Origin of the sequence: Enterococcus italicus (assembly GCF_023743875.1) — a bacterium.
GTDB classification, from domain to species: Bacteria; Bacillota; Bacilli; order Lactobacillales; family Enterococcaceae; genus Enterococcus_G; species Enterococcus_G italicus.
The window spans coordinates 2,032,288-2,049,712 of the sequence record NZ_JAMRVB010000001.1 but is presented as its reverse complement, the minus strand read 5'-3'; the positions used below and the strand labels follow the sequence as shown (position 1 = coordinate 2,049,712).

General features: G+C 41.2%; 22 protein-coding genes and 1 other annotated feature. Of the genes, 6 read left to right on the top strand and 16 right to left on the bottom strand.

Annotation, left to right across the window (positions count from 1 at the left end):
* Positions 1-71: 71 nt before the first annotated feature.
* A complete protein-coding gene (locus NE257_RS10100; protein WP_251886378.1) occupies positions 72-500 on the bottom strand; it encodes an NAD(P)H-dependent oxidoreductase in 429 nt (142 codons plus the stop codon).
* Positions 501-602: 102 nt separating this feature from the next.
* Here NE257_RS10100 and NE257_RS10095 point away from each other — a divergent pair, with 102 nt between their 5' ends.
* Positions 603-1,259: a DUF998 domain-containing protein gene (locus NE257_RS10095; RefSeq protein ID WP_251886377.1), complete on the top strand. Its 657-nt coding sequence runs from the start codon at positions 603-605 to the stop codon at positions 1,257-1,259.
* A gap of 112 nt (positions 1,260-1,371) precedes the next feature.
* Here NE257_RS10095 and rplL read toward each other — a convergent pair whose 3' ends face one another.
* The 4 genes from rplL to rplK all read right to left on the bottom strand — a co-directional run bounded on the left by rplL (position 1,372) and on the right by rplK (position 3,729).
* The gene (gene rplL / locus NE257_RS10090; RefSeq protein ID WP_007207186.1) at positions 1,372-1,737 is read right to left on the bottom strand and encodes a 50S ribosomal protein L7/L12; all 366 of its coding nucleotides are present in this window, start codon (positions 1,735-1,737) and stop codon (positions 1,372-1,374) included.
* A 61-nt stretch (positions 1,738-1,798) separates the two neighbouring features.
* The gene (gene rplJ, locus NE257_RS10085) at positions 1,799-2,302 is read right to left on the bottom strand and encodes a 50S ribosomal protein L10 (RefSeq protein WP_007207187.1); all 504 of its coding nucleotides are present in this window, start codon (positions 2,300-2,302) and stop codon (positions 1,799-1,801) included.
* Between the two features lie 32 nt (positions 2,303-2,334).
* Positions 2,335-2,460: a sequence feature (ribosomal protein L10 leader region), on the bottom strand.
* Between the two features lie 49 nt (positions 2,461-2,509).
* A complete protein-coding gene (gene rplA, locus NE257_RS10080; RefSeq protein WP_040366000.1) occupies positions 2,510-3,199 on the bottom strand; it encodes a 50S ribosomal protein L1 in 690 nt (229 codons plus the stop codon).
* Between the two features lie 107 nt (positions 3,200-3,306).
* Positions 3,307-3,729 carry a 50S ribosomal protein L11 gene (gene rplK / locus NE257_RS10075; protein WP_251886376.1) on the bottom strand — a complete coding sequence of 141 codons (423 nt, stop codon included), beginning with the start codon at positions 3,727-3,729 and terminating at the stop codon, positions 3,307-3,309.
* Between the two features lie 229 nt (positions 3,730-3,958).
* Here rplK and sdaAB point away from each other — a divergent pair, with 229 nt between their 5' ends.
* A complete protein-coding gene (sdaAB, locus tag NE257_RS10070; RefSeq protein WP_251852319.1) occupies positions 3,959-4,624 on the top strand; it encodes an L-serine ammonia-lyase, iron-sulfur-dependent subunit beta in 666 nt (221 codons plus the stop codon).
* A gap of 11 nt (positions 4,625-4,635) precedes the next feature.
* A complete protein-coding gene (gene sdaAA / locus NE257_RS10065; RefSeq protein WP_251852318.1) occupies positions 4,636-5,499 on the top strand; it encodes an L-serine ammonia-lyase, iron-sulfur-dependent, subunit alpha in 864 nt (287 codons plus the stop codon).
* A gap of 117 nt (positions 5,500-5,616) precedes the next feature.
* On the opposite strand, the gene NE257_RS10060 is transcribed toward sdaAA, so the two are convergent.
* The 4 genes from NE257_RS10060 to rpmG form a co-directional block, all read right to left on the bottom strand.
* Positions 5,617-6,441 (bottom strand): alpha/beta fold hydrolase, encoded by an 825-nt coding sequence (locus tag NE257_RS10060; protein WP_251854897.1) that lies wholly within the window; start codon positions 6,439-6,441, stop codon positions 5,617-5,619.
* A gap of 53 nt (positions 6,442-6,494) precedes the next feature.
* Positions 6,495-7,037, bottom strand: coding sequence for a transcription termination/antitermination protein NusG (nusG, locus tag NE257_RS10055; RefSeq protein WP_040366002.1), 543 nt, complete (start codon positions 7,035-7,037; stop codon positions 6,495-6,497).
* Between the two features lie 115 nt (positions 7,038-7,152).
* Positions 7,153-7,323, bottom strand: coding sequence for a preprotein translocase subunit SecE (gene secE, locus NE257_RS10050; RefSeq protein ID WP_007207194.1), 171 nt, complete (start codon positions 7,321-7,323; stop codon positions 7,153-7,155).
* Between the two features lie 14 nt (positions 7,324-7,337).
* The gene (gene rpmG, locus NE257_RS10045; protein ID WP_040366003.1) at positions 7,338-7,490 is read right to left on the bottom strand and encodes a 50S ribosomal protein L33; all 153 of its coding nucleotides are present in this window, start codon (positions 7,488-7,490) and stop codon (positions 7,338-7,340) included.
* A 158-nt stretch (positions 7,491-7,648) separates the two neighbouring features.
* Here rpmG and cbpA point away from each other — a divergent pair, with 158 nt between their 5' ends.
* The gene (gene cbpA, locus NE257_RS10040) at positions 7,649-8,290 is read left to right on the top strand and encodes a cyclic di-AMP binding protein CbpA (protein WP_040367078.1); all 642 of its coding nucleotides are present in this window, start codon (positions 7,649-7,651) and stop codon (positions 8,288-8,290) included.
* A gap of 71 nt (positions 8,291-8,361) precedes the next feature.
* On the opposite strand, the gene NE257_RS10035 is transcribed toward cbpA, so the two are convergent.
* Both NE257_RS10035 and NE257_RS10030 read right to left on the bottom strand, forming a co-directional pair.
* Positions 8,362-8,859 carry a QueT transporter family protein gene (locus tag NE257_RS10035; protein ID WP_040366005.1) on the bottom strand — a complete coding sequence of 166 codons (498 nt, stop codon included), beginning with the start codon at positions 8,857-8,859 and terminating at the stop codon, positions 8,362-8,364.
* Between the two features lie 140 nt (positions 8,860-8,999).
* The gene (locus tag NE257_RS10030) at positions 9,000-9,266 is read right to left on the bottom strand and encodes a hypothetical protein (RefSeq protein ID WP_007207198.1); all 267 of its coding nucleotides are present in this window, start codon (positions 9,264-9,266) and stop codon (positions 9,000-9,002) included.
* Positions 9,267-9,441: 175 nt separating this feature from the next.
* Between NE257_RS10030 and NE257_RS10025 the strand changes: the two genes are divergently transcribed.
* Entirely contained in the window at positions 9,442-10,410 is a 969-nt protein-coding gene (locus NE257_RS10025; protein ID WP_251886375.1) for a diacylglycerol/lipid kinase family protein, read from the top strand.
* A 67-nt stretch (positions 10,411-10,477) separates the two neighbouring features.
* Here the strand turns inward: NE257_RS10025 and recD2 are convergent, their stop codons facing one another.
* From recD2 to NE257_RS10005, 4 genes are all read right to left on the bottom strand, one after another.
* Positions 10,478-12,952: an SF1B family DNA helicase RecD2 gene (gene recD2 / locus NE257_RS10020; RefSeq protein ID WP_251852315.1), complete on the bottom strand. Its 2,475-nt coding sequence runs from the start codon at positions 12,950-12,952 to the stop codon at positions 10,478-10,480.
* Positions 12,953-12,972: 20 nt separating this feature from the next.
* The gene (locus NE257_RS10015; RefSeq protein ID WP_251852314.1) at positions 12,973-13,623 is read right to left on the bottom strand and encodes a histidine phosphatase family protein; all 651 of its coding nucleotides are present in this window, start codon (positions 13,621-13,623) and stop codon (positions 12,973-12,975) included.
* Positions 13,624-13,643: 20 nt separating this feature from the next.
* Complete coding sequence (trmL, locus tag NE257_RS10010; RefSeq protein WP_040367080.1) at positions 13,644-14,156, bottom strand: tRNA (uridine(34)/cytosine(34)/5-carboxymethylaminomethyluridine(34)-2'-O)-methyltransferase TrmL; 513 nt, start codon at positions 14,154-14,156, stop codon at positions 13,644-13,646.
* A gap of 203 nt (positions 14,157-14,359) precedes the next feature.
* Positions 14,360-15,208 carry a putative RNA methyltransferase gene (locus NE257_RS10005; RefSeq protein WP_007207203.1) on the bottom strand — a complete coding sequence of 283 codons (849 nt, stop codon included), beginning with the start codon at positions 15,206-15,208 and terminating at the stop codon, positions 14,360-14,362.
* 84 nt (positions 15,209-15,292) lie between these two features.
* Between NE257_RS10005 and NE257_RS10000 the strand changes: the two genes are divergently transcribed.
* The gene (locus NE257_RS10000) at positions 15,293-15,949 is read left to right on the top strand and encodes a copper homeostasis protein CutC (RefSeq protein WP_007207204.1); all 657 of its coding nucleotides are present in this window, start codon (positions 15,293-15,295) and stop codon (positions 15,947-15,949) included.
* A gap of 106 nt (positions 15,950-16,055) precedes the next feature.
* Here the strand turns inward: NE257_RS10000 and mgtE are convergent, their stop codons facing one another.
* Positions 16,056-17,420: a magnesium transporter gene (mgtE, locus tag NE257_RS09995; RefSeq protein ID WP_251852311.1), complete on the bottom strand. Its 1,365-nt coding sequence runs from the start codon at positions 17,418-17,420 to the stop codon at positions 16,056-16,058.
* Positions 17,421-17,425 lie beyond the last annotated feature (5 nt).

Below are 17,425 nucleotides of genomic sequence, written 5' to 3'. Positions count from 1 at the left end.
TTTGAACGTCTGTCCCGTTAAAGATCCATCCAGAAGTGAGTAATTTTATAGCTTTTGTTAGCTCCGTGTCCTCATTTGCTTGAGGCTAACCAGTCGGTGTCAAAAACAACGCCCTCTTCCCCGCAAAATTCTTTCTCAGGTTCTTCAGACTCAAAGCTATAGGCAAAGCCGTGTTGGAAGACACGATCAAAGTATCCTTTCATGATAGCAGGCATCCCATTCCACCAAATTGGAAAAACATAGATAGGTAAGCCAATTTGCAAAATTTTTTCTTGTTCAACTAAGACATCTGGTGGAAATATTTCTTGGTCTCTAACAAAATTACCCTCTTCGACGTGAATCGTATCCTCACCTGCCAGAACTGGTTGGAAATTTAGTTGATACAAATCACGTACTTCTACTTCCATCCCTTTATCGCACAATTTATGCTGGACTTGCTTTAGCAATGCGTGCGAAAAGCTTCCTTTTCTAGGATGGGCATAAACAATCAGTGCCTTCATTTCATCTTCCTTCTTTCTGTTTACTTTCTACTTTTATTTTACCGTTTTTTGGTATTAAATAGATAAATACCGGAAATTATTTTTTGCAAAGGAAGTCGTACTATGAAACGTTATCTTGCCCCTATCTTTCTGATTGCCGCCTGCGTAGGTGATGCTTCACTGCCGTATATCTTAGGATTCATTTACCCGTCCTTCAGTCAGAGTGGGGATGTCATTAGTATCCTGGGCGAGCCAAATAGCCCAGTCCAAACTCTCTTTAATCAGTTATCGATTGTGACTGGTTCACTTTTTGTCTTAGGAGCACTGGGATTGCCGGGATGCTTTAAGCAAGATCATAATCGTCTAGCAATTAATTTATTGAGTGTATCGATAGGTGCTTATGGACTATTCGACTGTAACCTTAGTGGCTTAGTTGTCATCAATGACCGAGAAACTTTTTTCAATCCAATCTATCTTTTGCACTCAGCTGTTACTGGTATTGGTATGCTTGGTCTACTGGGTGCTGCTTTAATCAGTGGCTGGCTCGCTAAAGAACGCGGACAAATGAAGTGGGCTACTTTCTTTTGGACCTGTTTGACACTTGGCAGTTTATGCATCGTTTTCTTTCTTAGTTATTATGTACCATTCTTACATGAGATTTTTGCTACTACTCGTGGGCTGTGGCAGCGTGCAAGTCTATTCTTTTTATATAGTGCTGCAATCGGCGTCTCTCAAAAAGCTTGGTCTACTGTCAAAAAGGATATCTATCAATTTTCATAAAACGGCGCGCAAAAAGACCATACCATCCAAAAGATTGAGAATCAATTTCTGGATGGTATGGTCTTCTTTTAGCTGAACAATCCTGTCTCAGCCTTTTTTTTGAAATAAATGATTATTTCAATGTTACTGAAGCGCCAACTTCTTCTAAAGTAGCTTTTAATGCTTCTGCTTCTTCTTTAGAAATGCCTTCTTTAACTGGTGCAGGAGCGCCGTCAACTACAGCTTTAGCTTCTTTCAATCCTAAGCCAGTAGCTTCACGTACTGCTTTGATAACTTTCACTTTTTGGTCGCCAGCAGCTGTTAACTCAACAGTAAATTCTGTTTGTTCTTCAGCAGCAGCAGCACCAGCTGCAGCAACAGCTACAGGAGCAGCTGCAGATACGCCAAATTCTTCTTCGATAGCTTTAACTAAGTCGTTTAATTCTAAGATTGTCGCGCCTTTTAACTCTTCGACAATGTTTTCAATGTTCAATGCCATGATTGGTTTCCTCCATTTAGTTGGTTTTTTCTTTGTTTTTTATTCAATGATTATGCGGCAATTAAGCTGCATCGCCATCTTCTTTTTCTGCAACTGCATTGATAGCATAAGCCACGTTGCGGACTGGTGCTTGCAGTACAGATAGTAGCATAGAAAGTAATCCTTCGCGACTTGGCAATTTCGCCAATGCAGTGATTTCTTCAACTGATGATACTTTGCCTTCGATGATACCACCTTTGATTTCTAAGGCTTTTGCATCTTGTGCAAATTCATCAATAATCTTAGCTGGTGCAACAACATCTTCATTACTGAATGCAACGGCAGTCGGACCAGTAAATACTTCTTCTAATCCTTCAAGACCTGCTGCTTTAGCGGCACGAGTTAAAATTGAGTTTTTGATCACTTTCATTTCAACGTTCGCATCGCGCAATTGTTTACGTAAACGAGTCACTTCGTCAACAGTCAGACCACGGTAATCTACAACAACAACAGATGATGCTGTTTTAAATTTTTCCGTTACTTCTTCAACGATAGCGGCTTTTTTAGCAATAGCTGCTTCACTCATTTTTTTCACCTCCTGATTTTGATGGAAGAGTTTCTTTAAATAAAAAAACTCTATGCCACCGTAGACATAGAGGGACAATTGAATTATCTTCAATGTTTGTCCTCGGTAGGAATTATGACTAGGTCACCTACTGTCTTCGGTACAGTTAATTATTAACCTTAGATACCTTACCATACGCAAGGTATCTAAGTCAAGTTAATTAGCTAATTAAAAAGAAGTTGCATCCACGTGAATACCAGGTCCGAATGTAGTCGTTACTGTAATGTTCTTCATGTAAATACCTTTAGCAGCAGCTGGTTTCGCTTTTACTAATACATCGTGAATTGTTTTGAAGTTTTCTACTAATTTAGCATCTTCAAATGAAACTTTTCCGATTGGTACATGAATATTTCCAACTTTGTCCACACGGTATGTTACTTTACCGGCTTTTACTTCGTTGATTGCTTTTGTTACGTCCATTGTTACTGTACCAGTTTTAGGGTTAGGCATTAATCCTTTTGGTCCTAAAACGCGTCCAAGTTTACCAACTTCAGCCATCATGTCTGGCGTTGCAACAACAACGTCAAAGTCAAACCAGCCACCTTGGATTTTTTGAGCTAGATCAGCTTCGCCAACGTAGTCAGCACCAGCAGCTTCTGCTTCTTTTGCTTTTTCGCCTTTAGCGAATACTAAAACTTTTTGTGTTTTACCAGTTCCGTTTGGTAATACAACAGCACCACGAATTTGTTGGTCTGCTTTCTTAGGATCGACATTTAGACGGTAAGCAACTTCAACTGTTGCATCGAATTTTGCGATATTTGTATCTTTTGCTAATGCTACAGCTTCTTCAACAGAATAAGCTTTAGTCGCATCAACTTTTTTTAATGCTTCTTGCATTTTTTTGCTTTTTTTAGCCATGTGTGTTTCCTCCTTGAATGTGGTTATAACGGTAGAACCTCCCACGTGTTCTTTATCTTTCAATAAAGAGCCGACTGAGAAGCTACTTCCTTAGGGTTGGTTGAAACTTATTCAACAACGATCCCCATGCTTCGTGCAGTTCCTTCAACCATGCGCATAGCTGCTTCGACGCTAGCTGCGTTTAGGTCTTCCATTTTTAATTCAGCGATTTCTTTTACTTGATCGCTAGAAACAGTTGCAACTTTAGTTTTGTTAGGCTCACCAGAACCTTTTTCGATTTTTGCAGCTTTCTTCAATAATACTGCAGCTGGTGGTGTTTTTGTTACGAATGTAAATGAACGGTCTTCATATATAGAGATAACAACTGGAATAATTAAACCTGCTTGATCAGCTGTACGAGCATTGAATTCTTTTGTGAATCCCATGATGTTCACACCTGCTTGACCTAATGCAGGACCTACTGGGGGAGCTGGTGTTGCTTTACCTGCAGGAATTTGCAATTTAACGATTTTTTCAACTTTTTTTGCCACGAGACATACCTCCTTAAGTCCGTGATGTGGTTAATTGGAGATACGTATTTCTCCTCCCACGTAAACCATGCCTATAAATAATTATTTACACGCACGATGATATTATAGCAAATTTTCAAATCATTTCAACTAATTTTTCTTATTTTCTTGCTTTTATAGGTAAACTAGTCGCTCCTCTTTCTAGACTATGCTACACTACAAACGTAACTTTAAGATAAGGTGGAAAAATATGGAACAATTAAATTATCGCAGTGTATTTGATATTATTGGACCAGTAATGGTGGGACCTAGTAGTTCACACACGGCTGGAGCGGCACGCATCGGTAAAGTCGTTCGCAATATTTTTGGTGAACAACCCGATACTGTGGATATTTATTTATATGAATCATTTGCCAAGACGTATCGCGGGCATGGTACGGATATTGCTTTAGTTGGTGGCTTGTTAGGAATGGATCCAGATGATAGCCGGCTAGGAGATTCCTTAAAAATTGCCCATGAATCAGGAATGGAAGTCCTATTTACTCCAAAAAAAGAAAAAGCTGAGCATCCAAATATGGTCCGTATGGTCGTCTCTAAGGGTGAGCACAAGCTTTCCGTCACAGGCATCTCGATTGGTGGCGGCAATATTCAAATCTCTGAAGTGAATGGCTTTAAGCTCTCACTTTCACTGGGAACACCTACTTTCATTATTGTTCACCAAGACGTACCGGGAATGATTGCCAAAGTAAGTCAATTATTGTCTGAAGCGACCTTAAATATCGGTACAATGACCGTGACTCGTGAATCAAAAGGTGAAAAGGCCATTATGATTATTGAAGTAGATGAACGCAACAGTGACGTATTAGAAAAAATCCGTAAGTTAGAGCATATCTATAGTGCCGCTTACTTTGATTAAGGAGTCAAGACATGTTTTATTCAATTGCAGATTTAGTCGAGCAAGCTAGTAACTACCCGACTGTGGCCAAGTTAATGCTGGCGACTGAAGAAGAAATGACTGGCCGCACGCGCGAAGAAATATATCGCTTGATGGAACGTAACTTAACCGTCATGGAACAATCCATCGAAGAAGGTGTCGCTGGGGTAATGTCAGTGACCGGTCTGACTGGTGGCGATGCGACCAAAATGAATCACTACTTAGCAAGTGGCAATTTTATGAGTGGAGAAACCATTTTAACCGCAGTACGTAACGCCATCGCCGTGAATGAAGTCAATGCCAAAATGGGATTAATCTGTGCAACGCCGACTGCTGGTAGTGCTGGGGTAGTCCCTGGAGTCTTAATGGCTTGTCGTGAAAAATTACAGCTGACACGCGATCAACAGCTTGATTTTCTATTTACCGCTGGAGCATTTGGTCTGGTGATCGCTAACAATGCATCTATTTCTGGAGCTGAGGGCGGCTGCCAGGCTGAAGTCGGATCTGCTAGTGCGATGGCAGCTGCAGCATTGGTGGCAGCGAATGGAGGTAGTGCCCATCAATCCGCACAAGCAGTGGCAATTACGCTAAAAAATATGATGGGGCTGATTTGTGATCCAGTAGCTGGCCTAGTGGAAGTCCCTTGTGTGAAGCGTAATGCACTAGGTTCATCACAAGCTTTCATCTCGGCTGATATGGCATTAGCCGGAATTGAAAGTGTCATTCCACCAGATGAAGTCGTGGCAGCAATGTATCAAGTCGGTCGTCAAATGCCATCGATGTTTCGCGAAACGGCAGAAGGCGGCTTAGCCATGACACCTACTGCTCAAAAATTAACCAAATCCATCATGGGCTAATAAAAATGAGAGAGGATCAGCTACAAGTAAAAAGACCAGTAAATCCTTACGTTGTTTCTCAGCCTTTGGATTTTCTGGTCTTTTTCGTAAAAGCTATACACGTTCGGCACATCCTTTTTACTGCCATAAGAAATATACAAGCAAGTTGTCGACTGTTTGATTTTCATGGAGCTGGCTATGTTGTGCCTTCGACCCTTTTACTATTTTATAAGTCACTGAGATGCCTTGGTTTTTTAGCAATGGAACAATGGCTAAACTACTCGCTAATGGAACAATCCCATCGCTCAAGTCGGTATCACTTAGTTGACCGCTAATGACTTCCACCACAAGCGAGCGATCTAATCTAGACGCATCGACTAAAAATTGTTGATAGCGTGCGGATTGTTCACTTGGACCATTCGCCAACAAATCTGTTTGAGACTGCGAAGAAAACGTATCGAGAAACTCATTAAACGGACCAGCAATCAAGACAACTTTGGCAACATTGGGTTGTTGATCTTCTTTTGCATGCTGCTCTAGATAATCAATCGTACTGACCGCTCCCATCGAATGACCGACAAGATTCACCTTATCAATCTGATACGTTACATTGAGGTAATGCAAGACTGCCGCAATCCAAAGTGATTGATTGGTTTGGGTGCTTTTGTTGCTTTGAAAAATCACTTGAATCATGGGATTTCCTTTGTCATCTGACAATTTTCCTTCTGCCGAAATGGTGCCATCTTCTTGAACAGTTAGCGTTAATTCTTTTTTAGCCTCACCCTTGTCTTTTAAGCGTTGCATCATCGAACCAAAAGAAGAAGGCCCCCCACCATAGCCATGAAAAAAGACAGTCGGTGTCTGGCTTTCTTTGGTCGTCTTCTTCGTTGACTGGGACGAGCTACAAGCACTCAGAACGAATAAAACAAGTATGATGACTATTCCATAGCCAATTCGTTTCATTTCTTTCCCCTCCCTAAAAAAAAGCCGCTGTTTTACAAACAGCGACTCAGCGACTAGATATCATCTACTTGATCAAAATCAAGTTCTGTACTTGTTTCACGACCAAACATATCAATATTTACTTTTAATTTTTGACGTTCTTCATCAATTTCAGTCACTTGTCCTTCTAATCCAGAGAAGGCACCTTCGATAATTTTTACCGTTTGGCCCAAGGCAACTTTTAATTCAACTGTACGTGTGCTCATGCCTAATGAACGCAAAATGCTGTTGATTTCTTCTTGCAATAATGGCGCTGGCTTGCTTCCGGCACCATGAGAACCGACAAACCCAGTCACACCTGGTGTATTACGGACAACATACCAAGATTCATCAGTCATAATCATTTCAACTAGCACATAGCCAGGAAAAGTCTTATGCACGATTTCTTTTTCTTTTCCATTTTTCACTTCTTTTTCGACTTCTTCTGGTACCACTACTCGAAAAATGTAATCACCCATACGCATACTTTGCGCACGAGACTCGATATTGGTTTTTACTTTATTTTCATAGCCAGAATACGTATGCAACACATACCAACTTTTTTCTACTGATTCCATCATTTGGACTCCTTTGTCTTTTTTCGTAAAATAAAAAAACCTCAGTACACCCGAAGTTTTTCTCTCGTCTGCATTATACCATGCACACCGTAATTCTGCCACTTTCCTTAAACAATTATTTAAGGATCCAAGCAAAGAGTTGCTGAATACCTGTATCCATCAAGAAGAATAATACCGCAAAAATCAAGGACGTCTCAATGACGACTAATGTATCCTTACGTAATTGTTTTCCTGAAGGCCAAGTAACTTTTTTCATTTCTTCTCTGACACTACGAATAAATTTCATCCCGATGCCTCCGTCTACTTTGTCTCTCTATGAATGGTATATTGATTACAATATTTACAGAACTTATTAATCTCTAAGCGAGTACCTTTTTTCCCCTCACTCACAGACTTAGAATAATTCCGAGAACCACAAACTGAACAAGCAAGTGCCGCTTTTTTGGTTGCCATAAACTTACCTCCTGCCCGTTTCTCATTCCACCAAGTAAAAATAGCATTTTTTCCTATTTCTGTCAAACGACACTTCATGTTACTTGCAATTCTTCTAGTTAAACTTTTAGGTGGAGTGTGTTATGATAAAAGTGAAAATTTATTATGGAGGTATGGTTATGCTTTTAAAAACGATGGTCTACAAAAAACAAGACCTAACAACAGTTACAGAGGACGCTTCATTAGAAGAAGCATTGCAAATATTAGAAGATTCCGGCTATCGTTGTGTGCCAATTTTGGATGCATCCGGAAAGATTTTTAGAGGCAATATTTACAAAATGCACATCTACCGTCACAAGGCAAACGGTGGCGATATGTCATTGCCAGTAACTCATTTATTAAAAAATGCAACCAAATTCATTTATGTCAACTCTTCATTCTTCAATGTCTTCTTTAGCATTAAAGAATTACCTTATATTGCTGTCTTAGATGAGAATAATTATTTCTACGGCATCTTAACTCATAGCTCATTACTTTCTGTCTTGGCTCAATCTTGGAACATTGAACAAGGAAGCTACGTCTTAACGATTGCTTCGACTGGTAAACAAGGTGACTTGGCGATGATTTCTAAAATTGTCTCAAAGCATTGCAGTATTGCAAGTTGCATCACACTAGATATTGGCAAGGATGAATTTATCCGTCGTACATTGATTACTTTGCCAGCGGGTATCTCTGTTCAATTACGAGACAAAATTATCGAACAACTCGAAAACAAATTATTTAAAGTAGTCGAAATTGAAGATCTTCAAGCTGACTTTTAATGGCCTAAATGCCTAAAAGTAGTACATTCAAAAAGGGAGTGTGACAAACTTTCGTCACACCCCCTTTACTTTTAAATTCGTTGGTCAAATTTAACGACTTTATTCACACCATACATAATTGGTGCTGAAATCGCCATAATGATTGCTTCACTTAAAGCTGTTGTGCCATAGGTCGGCCAGAATGGTAAATCCGCAGTCCACATTAACATTAACGCAATCAAGAACATACTTACTGTAAAGAAGACACAGTTCCAAACTAAACGCCAGATGTCACTTTTTACAAAGCGGCTAATACCAATTGTCGCAAGCAAAGCTAGAAAAGTCTGAGCCCCACCAAATAAAACATCCATTGGTCCATAGCCAAAAAAGAGATTGTATAAGACTACTCCGCCAAAAACACCCCAAATAAATTTGCGATTAAAGACGACCAAGTGATTCAAGCTCTCCGAGAGTCGAAACTGAATGGCTCCCGATTGGTACGGTAAAATAAAGCATAAGACGACATACAACGCCATAATAATCGCGTTGCCTGCCAGTGTGCGAACAGAGCTGCTCGTTTTTTGTTGCATAGATTTTTCCTTCTTTCTCCTAGTTTTGATAACGCGGGATGGTTGATGAACCGCGAGAATATCCTTATTGATTTTAGGGAATCCCCTTGAAAAAGTCAAGAGGCAAAGACGACTCTTTTTGAGTATCTTTGCCTCTTTTTTTAACTTGCTTTTAGCCAACGCTCATCATTAGAAGTTTGTGGTGTTGGTTGATTAGTTGATGACGCAGGTTTTTTGGTTGTTTTTTTATTTGGTTTTACCAATACAAAGCCAATCATTAATAGACTATACGTAACAAGTAGCAATCCTTGTAATCCAATGAATAGATGGTTTACCGTCGCAGATGCTGACAGATGAAATATATGCTTTAAACAAAATTGTAAAAAAGCTAGTCCCAAAGAGCTGATAATTAAGTGATAATATTTCATTTTTTCTACTCCTTCTCCTCAAAGAAGTATACCAGAGGACGACGGATGTATGCAACTTTTGTTTCTCAGTCGTCCATGACGAACGCCGGATCATTTTCCAAAAATGGTCCTGACTTATCGAAAAGAATGCAACATGATATAATAGATTCCAGAAATGAAAGGATTGGAGTTAGCTATGAAAAGAATTTACCATGTCATCATCAATCCGGTTGCTGGTGGCGGCAAAGGACAGACAGTTGCAAAAAAAATTCTTTCTGAATTAAAAGAAAATGACTTTACTTATTATGATTATCAAACAGAATACCCAAACCACGAAGCTAGGATTGTTCAAACTTTATTGGAACAGCATCTACTACAAAGTTTTCCAGAATCTCGACGCTTAGGCGCTGAAGAGAAATTTCCAATGCTTTTAGTGATCGGCGGTGATGGCACGTTGCATCATGTAATCAATCAGCTCCATGCATATGGCGTGGATTACCCGGTCGCCTACATTCCTGCTGGTAGCGGCAATGATTTTGCTCGTGCTTGTCACTTACCAGAAGATCCTATTGAACGTTTTTGGCAAATTGTCCAGACCCGCTCCCCTCAGCTTGTTCCTATATTAAGCTATCAGGATCGAATTCAAGGTGATCGGCAAGTCTTCATGAATAGTTTAGGGATTGGCTTAGATGGAAAAATTGTCAAAAAAGCCAATGAACGATCCCGAAAGAAAAATTTGAATCGCTGGCGTTTGAGTCGCTTCAGTTACTTGAGTGTTGCTTTTAGTAGCTTTTTCAAGCAAAAAGGCTACCCTGCTCGCATAGAGTTTAATGGCCAGTCGATTACATTGGCAAAAACGTACCTTTGTACCATTGCAAATCATCCTTATTTTGGTGGCGGCGTTGCTATTGCACCGCAAATTGCGCTCAACAAGCCGGAATTTGAGCTAGTTATTGTTGAAAAAGTCGCTTGGTTTAAATTGGCTCACCTAGCTTATTGCGTAATACGAAAAAAAGATTTTTATTCGAAGCATTTCCATCACTACACGGCGAAAAAAATCCACCTGGTCACCACGACACAAGAAGATACCCAAATTGATGGTGAGTCGATGGGGACTCGTTGTTATGATTTGATTGTCGAAGTGACCAAACAAGCTTTTTGGTAAAAAACAAGCACCTAATCTGAAACGTGCCAAATGCTGACGTTTGGCGACTACTCAGATTGGGTGCTTGTTAGGTTTGGCTGACAAAATCTTGTGGACGAATTCCTTCCATGCCAATCATAGGATCAATTGTTTGCTCCAAAATTGCCGTCAACGTTAACCGGGAATCTTTTGGCATATCTGGAGCTTGTTTTTTCTCATCTTTATTGGGTACGTCTCTCGTTGTTTTGACTTTCTCAAAAGGTTCATCTGTGTAAAGTGCTTGTTCAGTTTGATCCAACTGATTCATTTGCTCTTTCGTATAGCCAGCTACCTCTTGAATGCGTTCGACCAATGTCGTTAAGCGCAAATGAGATTCGACTTGCACACACCGCTGATAGGAATCATATTCCCCTAATAAAATCAGCATTTCTTTACTTCGCGTCACCGCTGTGTATAAAAGATTGCGTTGCAACATGCGACTGTATTGGTGCACCATGGGTAAAATCACCATTTTGAATTCACTACCCTGAGATTTGTGGATGGAACAACAGTACGCTAACGTTATTTTATGCCAGTCATTTCTTCGATAAGAGACTTCATTGGCATCAAATTGAATATGCAACTCGTCCACCTTGTCTTCAGAATCCTTGGCATATGTAATCCCAACAATAACGCCCATATCACCATTAAAGACATTGTCTTCAGGGGCATTGACTAATTGCAATACTTTGTCACCAATCCGATAAGCCGTCTCTTTGTAGCGAACTTCTTTTTTGCGTCCGTCGTTTGGGTTAAAGATTTGTTGCATCATATTATTCAAGGCATCAATCCCCGCGACTCCCCGATACATCGGCGCTAAAATTTGAATATCTTGGGCCGTGAAGCCTTTCGCTTTTGCTTTCTCTACAATTTTCGCAATAATGGGTTCAATTTGATGGGCCTGACATGGAAAGAATGAGCGATCTGGTTGATTGATTTGAAAGTTTGCTGGCAGCGAGCCATCTTTGATTTCATGGGCGAGCGGAATGATGGTCGATTCGACGCCTTGACGATAAATTTCTGTCAATTCTTTTTTCGGAAACTGCGCAATCTTCAATAAGTCATGCATCACCTGTCCAGGTCCGACAGAGGGGAGCTGATCTTTATCGCCGACTAAGATAACTTGCATATTGGTCGAGATTGCCTTAAACAGTGTATTCGCCAGCCACGTATCGACCATCGACAACTCGTCAACAATCAACAAACCACCTTCTAATTCCTTTGGTGGCAAGCTCGTCGTCGCTTGCTCGCGTCCATTTAACCCCAACAAACGATGAATCGTTCCACTTGGTAGGCCTGTCGTTTCATTCATCCGCTTGGCTGCTCGGCCAGTCGGTGCAGCCAGCAACACAGGAAAGGTCTCATCTGTATAACTAGCTGGATCCAAATCCAAGTCATTTAGCTCAGCAAACAGCTGGACGATGCCATTTATGACCGTCGTCTTCCCCGTACCTGGTCCACCAGTCAAAATAAAAAAAGGTGAATGGATTGCTTCAATGATGGCTTCTTTTTGTGACGGGCCATAGGAAATACCTAAGTTTTTTTCGATTTTTTTGAGCGTTTTTAATACTTTTTTATCATCATACTGAATCGTTTTTTTGCGATTCATTAAGCGATGCAAGGACGTGGCAATCCCCCACTCCGCAAAATACAAACGATTGTCATAAATATTGGTATCTTGCTGCTGCAACTTTCCTTCTTCAATTAATTCAATCACACAATCTGCGACTTGCTGCGGATTCATCTCTACTGGCCGACTAGTTTCAAGTAAGGAGATGCTTTGCTCAAGCAGTCGCTTCGCCGGCACATAAGTATCACCTGATTGGACAGTTGCTTGGATGATTTGATGCAAAATTGCCGCACGCATGCGCGCATTTGAAGTGGCACCAATACCGAGCTGTTCGGCAATCCCGTCCGCTTTTTTAAACCCAATGCCGTCAATGTCCTCTACTAATTGGTACGGATTTTCTTCGATAATTTCCAGTGCTTGATTGCGATATTTTTGATAAATAGCAAATGACAACTGGCTACCAAAGCCATACTTAGTTAAGCCAACTATAATCTGATCCATCCCGTGGTTCAGCCGCAATGTTTCTAAAATAACGCGACGCTTTTTGGCATTTAATTGTGTAATGGTATCCAGCAAATCAGGATTGTCCAAAATCTGCTCGATTGCATCATCGCCTAATGCGTTCACAATCGTCTCAGCTGTTTTCTTCCCAATACCGGGAAACTTATCACTTGATAAGTACGAAATCACTCCTGAGGCAGATGTCGGCTGTGCTTTTTGGTAGGAATCGACCTTTAGCTGTACCCCGTATTTCGGATGATCCACCAGTTCTCCGACAAAACGATACCCTTCTTCTTCTTGGACATCACCAAAACTTCCCGTAGCCACAATTTCCGACTCACGAAAATCAGCTGTCGTTGCCTCGATGGAGACGAGGAGGACTTTGTAAAAATTAGCGGGGTTTTGATAAAAAATAGCGGCAACCTTGCCCACAAATTCGACTTTTTCTGACAATTGGTTTCCGCTCCTTTCGTTTATAGCAATGAATCAAGTGATGCATCCTTCTCTAAAAACGAAGCATCATTCCAAAGTTTTAGTTGATATGGCGGCTGCTTGGTTTCAGTCTCTAGAATCGTCAGGCTATTGTTATACAATCCACCCATCGAACGATACTCTGAAGCTGGCTTGCCAAGCAATGCTTGCACGGCTGCAGTCATGGAAGAACCATGACCGACGAACAAGACGGGACCCGTATGCGCGCCGACTTTTTCGGTAATAAAAGCTGTCATGCGCTCAATCATCGCCGCGACTGTCTCACCTTCAAAAGGCGTAGGATCGTATTGATCCATATGAAACCGCATGTTTCCAAGCTCAGTCGGGTATTTGGCAAGCATCTCATCAATCGATTGCCCTTCTAAAATACCATAGCCCATCTCTAATAGAGCATCTGTCGGCGTAATCGCGACTGACTTTGTCAATTGCTTGTTAATTTCTTGTGCTGTGACTTGTGCTCTCGGAGCTGAACTACAATAGATATGCTCAAATGGCACATCCGCTATATGCTGCCCGAGCGCTTGTACCTCTAAGAAGCTACTTGGCAAAAGCGGGGAGTCCCCCTTCATGCCTTGAAAGCGACGCTCCAAATTCCACTCAGTCTTCCCATGTCTTGTAAAATAAAGATCCATCTGCCCTCTCCACTTCCATCTTAATAAGAATCTAATTTATCATTGGTGTAATGGTGCGCTTTTTCCAACTTAGGAAAATCTTGCTGACGCAATGCTTCATACAATACCAAAGCCACTGTATTGGATAAATTCAATGAACGAACGTGCTCGTCATTCATCGGGATACGTATGCACTTTTCTACATTCTCACGCATGAAGTCCTCTGGTAACCCTGTCGTCTCTTTGCCGAATAAAAAGAAATGCTCCTGATTGTCTGCGTAATTCACTTCCGAATAGGTCTGATTGGCAAACTTGGTCACTAAATGTAACGGCCGTTCCCCTAAATAAGTCAAAAAGTCGGCTAAACTTTTATGATACGTAATATCCACAGCATCCCAATAATCAAGACCTGCGCGTTTTAAGTGTTTGTCATCTGTTGAAAAGCCTAGTGGTTCAATTAAATGCAGCGGCGCATTTGTGGCAGCGCACGTCCGAGAAATATTACCAGTATTAGCTGGAATTAATGGTTCGTATAATACAATATGGTTCACAATGAAGACTCCTTTATCGTCTTGGTTTAATATATAAAAAAAACGTACCAACTCGGTGATCAAGCACGGCGAGTTGTTACGTTAGTGAAGCTTTTTTCACTAACTTTTATCAGAACAGGATGCTGATAAAAACCAATGAAAAATGACTTGAGAACAATATATCACTCCCGTGTTATTTATGCAAGGGTAAAATAAAAAAAATGTAACTATTTCATTCCTTTCGTTCCTATTAACAAATCTAAATCAATTGTTATTTTTTTCAAAGGATGTTGGTAGAGCTCTTCTTTCTTGGATTCAGTAGCATTCCACTCGAGCGGAGACATTTCAAGTAAATCTCTTTGACGCTCTTTTGGAATAGTGAAAACGTATGAAAATCTTTCATGGCTTGCGTCTGGAAACTCTTGGAAGAATTTAGCCAGTACGCGCTCATTTGAATAGGTCTGTTTGTGAAGGTCATCTGGATAAAACCCCTGGCGTAATTCTTTCAAGTAGTTCGCATTGGGTATTAGCTTGATTACCTTACCACCTGGAGAAAGTATCCGAGCAAATTCTTGGTAGTTCGATGGTGAAAAAAGATTTAAAACGGCCTCAAATGCACCATTCGTAAAAGGCAAATTCGTTAAATCAGCCGTACACCAAAAATCACCGTTCGGTTGACTTGATGCTTGGTAAACACCCTCTTTGGCAATATCAAAGCCAATACTTACCGAAGGAGTGCCTTGCTCCGTCAATAAACTCAAGAAGCTTCCTTCACCACAACCCACATCTAACACCCGCGTGTCGGCTAACTCTTTTGCAATCCTCTCTATAACAGGCCGATACATTCCCGAGCGAATCATTCGCCCGCGAGCATGAAACAACTCTGCATCATAGTCACTATCAATCGCATGAGTAAGAAAATACAGCGTGCCTTTCTTTGAGACGTCAAACTGATGATTCGATTGACATTTTAATCCTCGCGGTTGTTCACTCATTGGAGAAAAACAAATGGGGCAACGAAACAAGTCCTGATGTTGCCAGACAAATTGTTGTCCGCGTTCAATTTTTTTTAACATGCTTTCCCTCCACTCTTGTTCTTACTTTAGCATAACTTTATGGTAAAATGCTAGAGTAAGAACAAGAGTGGAGGAAACACAAAAATGATCCAAGAATTTTGCGCGGAAAACTTTACCGCCATCCCAAAAGCTTTGCGCGAAGGTGTACAACGAATTGAATTATGTGACAACTTAGCAGTCGGTGGCACCACTCCTAGTATCGGGGTGATGGCAGAGAGTCTAGCCTACACTTCAGAACAAGGCATCCCTCTAATGGTAATGATTCGTCCAAGAGGCGGTGACTACGTCTATAATGACATAGAGTTAAAAATTATGGAACGCGACATCCTCGAAGCCAAGAAAATCGGCATCGATGGCATCGTGATTGGCTGCTTAACCCAAGAGCATTTGATCGATGAAGATGCGATGCTAGATTTACTTGAGCAAGCTCAAGGATTACAAGTAACCTTTCATATGGCCTTCGACGAGATACCAAAAGACAAGCAGCTAGCGGCGGTCACTTGGCTGGCAGAGCAAGGTGTGACGCGCATTCTTACTCACGGCGGCCCACTCGATCAACCCGTTGAAACCTTTTATCCAGCATTAAAAGAACTGCTAGCCGCAGCCGACCCACGGATGACTTTTATTATCGGCGGGGGTATCACCGCTCAAAATAAAAATCAAGTCCTATCGACACTTGGTTGCGTCGAACTACACGGCACCAAACTCATCAACCTAACTGCTAAAGATACGAAATACTAGCAAAACACCACAATGAATTACAAACAAAGACCGGCCAATCCAAGTGGTTCAAAAACACTTTTGGATTGGCCGGTCTTTTTGTAGCTGATTTCGTCTCAGCTTCGTTTTATTTAATAAAATAGTTCATAAAGATACTCGCAATATTGAAATAAATCAACACACTAGTCAAATCGCTTAAAGTCGTAATAAATGGACCGCTTGCGACCGCTGGATCGAATCCTAATTTATCCATTAACATTGGAATCAGACTACCTGCTAAATTCGCGACCGTAATGGCACACATCATCGCCATCCCAATCACAAAACCTAAGATCGGGTTACCTTTCCAAACGGTGACAATCAAAAAGATCGTCAACCCGGTAACTGCTCCTGTCACTAGACCCGTCAGCACTTCTCCGATAATCGTGTTCCAGATCGTTTTTTCTTTGTCGTCATTGATCGCCAGACGCCGAACAGCGACCGCCAGTGATTGCGTCCCAGCGTTTCCGGCCGTACCAGTAATCAATGAGATAAAGACCGCTAAAATACTGGCCTCACTGACTAGTTCTTCATAGCGGCTAATTAACGAAGCCGTGGCCATCCCTAAAAACAATAGCGTAATCAGCCACGGAAGACGCCGGCTGGCAGCTTTTACTGGATTTTCATAGACTTCTTCTATGTTAACTCCGGCTAGTCCCGAGTAGTCACTCGCAGCCTCATCGTCGATAACGTCGATAATATCATCGACCGTCACAATCCCCAACAAACCACCATCATAATCAATGACCGGCAACGCTAGGAAATCGTAGTCCCGAAACGTTTGGGCGACGTCTTCTTGGTCGTCCCCTACATGGACACTAATGACGCGCTTACTCATGATATCTTCGATCATGCGATCATCATCATTAACAATCAAATCTCTTAAAGACAACACACCCACTAAACGTTCTTCTTGATCAATCACATAAATATAGTAGATGGTTTCGGCCATATCTGCTTGCGATTTTAGCACATACATGGCCGAACGAACCGTTTGATTGGCCACAATCGAAACATACTCTGTGGTCATAATGGATCCGGCTGTATCATCCTCATAATGCAATAGATCTTTGATTTCAGTGGCTTCTTCACTATCCATCAGTGTTAAATATTGAGCTAGCTGGTGCTTAGGCAACGTCTTCATAATGTCAACGGCATTATCCGTATACATATGCCCAAGCATTTCAGCGGCATAGGTCGGGCGCATTTCTTCCAAGTAGTTCTTCATCTCGTCCGTGTCTTCCAATGAATCAAACATATCCGCTAATTCTTTTGGTGATAAGTAGGCGTAGACTAAGCGACGTTTGGCGGCATCGAGAGACTGGTAAAACTGCCCTTGTTCATATATATGGAGAGCTAAAAAATTTTCCCGAAAGGCTTGCAACTGATTCTCTTGCAATGCTACTTCCAGTTGTTGAAATTGTTTGGCTAAATTTTCTTGTGTTTCTTCCAATCCTC

Excerpts from the sequence above, each read along its gene's own strand:
- NE257_RS10095 (WP_251886377.1), top strand. The coding sequence starts at position 603 with ATGAAACGTTATCTTGCCCCTATCTTTCTGATTGCCGCCTGCGTAGGT.
- NE257_RS10060 (WP_251854897.1), bottom strand. The coding sequence starts at position 6,441 with ATGAAACGAATTGGCTATGGAATAGTCATCATACTTGTTTTATTCGTT.
- NE257_RS10100 (WP_251886378.1), bottom strand. The coding sequence starts at position 500 with ATGAAGGCACTGATTGTTTATGCCCATCCTAGAAAAGGAAGCTTTTCG.
- nusG (WP_040366002.1), bottom strand. The coding sequence starts at position 7,037 with ATGGAATCAGTAGAAAAAAGTTGGTATGTGTTGCATACGTATTCTGGC.
- NE257_RS10015 (WP_251852314.1), bottom strand. The coding sequence starts at position 13,623 with ATGGATCTTTATTTTACAAGACATGGGAAGACTGAGTGGAATTTGGAG.
- cbpA (WP_040367078.1), top strand. The coding sequence starts at position 7,649 with ATGCTTTTAAAAACGATGGTCTACAAAAAACAAGACCTAACAACAGTT.
- NE257_RS10005 (WP_007207203.1), bottom strand. The coding sequence starts at position 15,208 with ATGTTAAAAAAAATTGAACGCGGACAACAATTTGTCTGGCAACATCAG.
- rpmG (WP_040366003.1), bottom strand. The coding sequence starts at position 7,490 with ATGGCAACCAAAAAAGCGGCACTTGCTTGTTCAGTTTGTGGTTCTCGG.
- rplA (WP_040366000.1), bottom strand. The coding sequence starts at position 3,199 with ATGGCTAAAAAAAGCAAAAAAATGCAAGAAGCATTAAAAAAAGTTGAT.
- sdaAB (WP_251852319.1), top strand. The coding sequence starts at position 3,959 with ATGGAACAATTAAATTATCGCAGTGTATTTGATATTATTGGACCAGTA.
- sdaAA (WP_251852318.1), top strand. The coding sequence starts at position 4,636 with ATGTTTTATTCAATTGCAGATTTAGTCGAGCAAGCTAGTAACTACCCG.
- rplL (WP_007207186.1), bottom strand. The coding sequence starts at position 1,737 with ATGGCATTGAACATTGAAAACATTGTCGAAGAGTTAAAAGGCGCGACA.
- secE (WP_007207194.1), bottom strand. The coding sequence starts at position 7,323 with ATGAAATTTATTCGTAGTGTCAGAGAAGAAATGAAAAAAGTTACTTGG.
- rplJ (WP_007207187.1), bottom strand. The coding sequence starts at position 2,302 with ATGAGTGAAGCAGCTATTGCTAAAAAAGCCGCTATCGTTGAAGAAGTA.
- NE257_RS10000 (WP_007207204.1), top strand. The coding sequence starts at position 15,293 with ATGATCCAAGAATTTTGCGCGGAAAACTTTACCGCCATCCCAAAAGCT.
- NE257_RS10035 (WP_040366005.1), bottom strand. The coding sequence starts at position 8,859 with ATGCAACAAAAAACGAGCAGCTCTGTTCGCACACTGGCAGGCAACGCG.
- NE257_RS10030 (WP_007207198.1), bottom strand. The coding sequence starts at position 9,266 with ATGAAATATTATCACTTAATTATCAGCTCTTTGGGACTAGCTTTTTTA.
- NE257_RS10025 (WP_251886375.1), top strand. The coding sequence starts at position 9,442 with ATGAAAAGAATTTACCATGTCATCATCAATCCGGTTGCTGGTGGCGGC.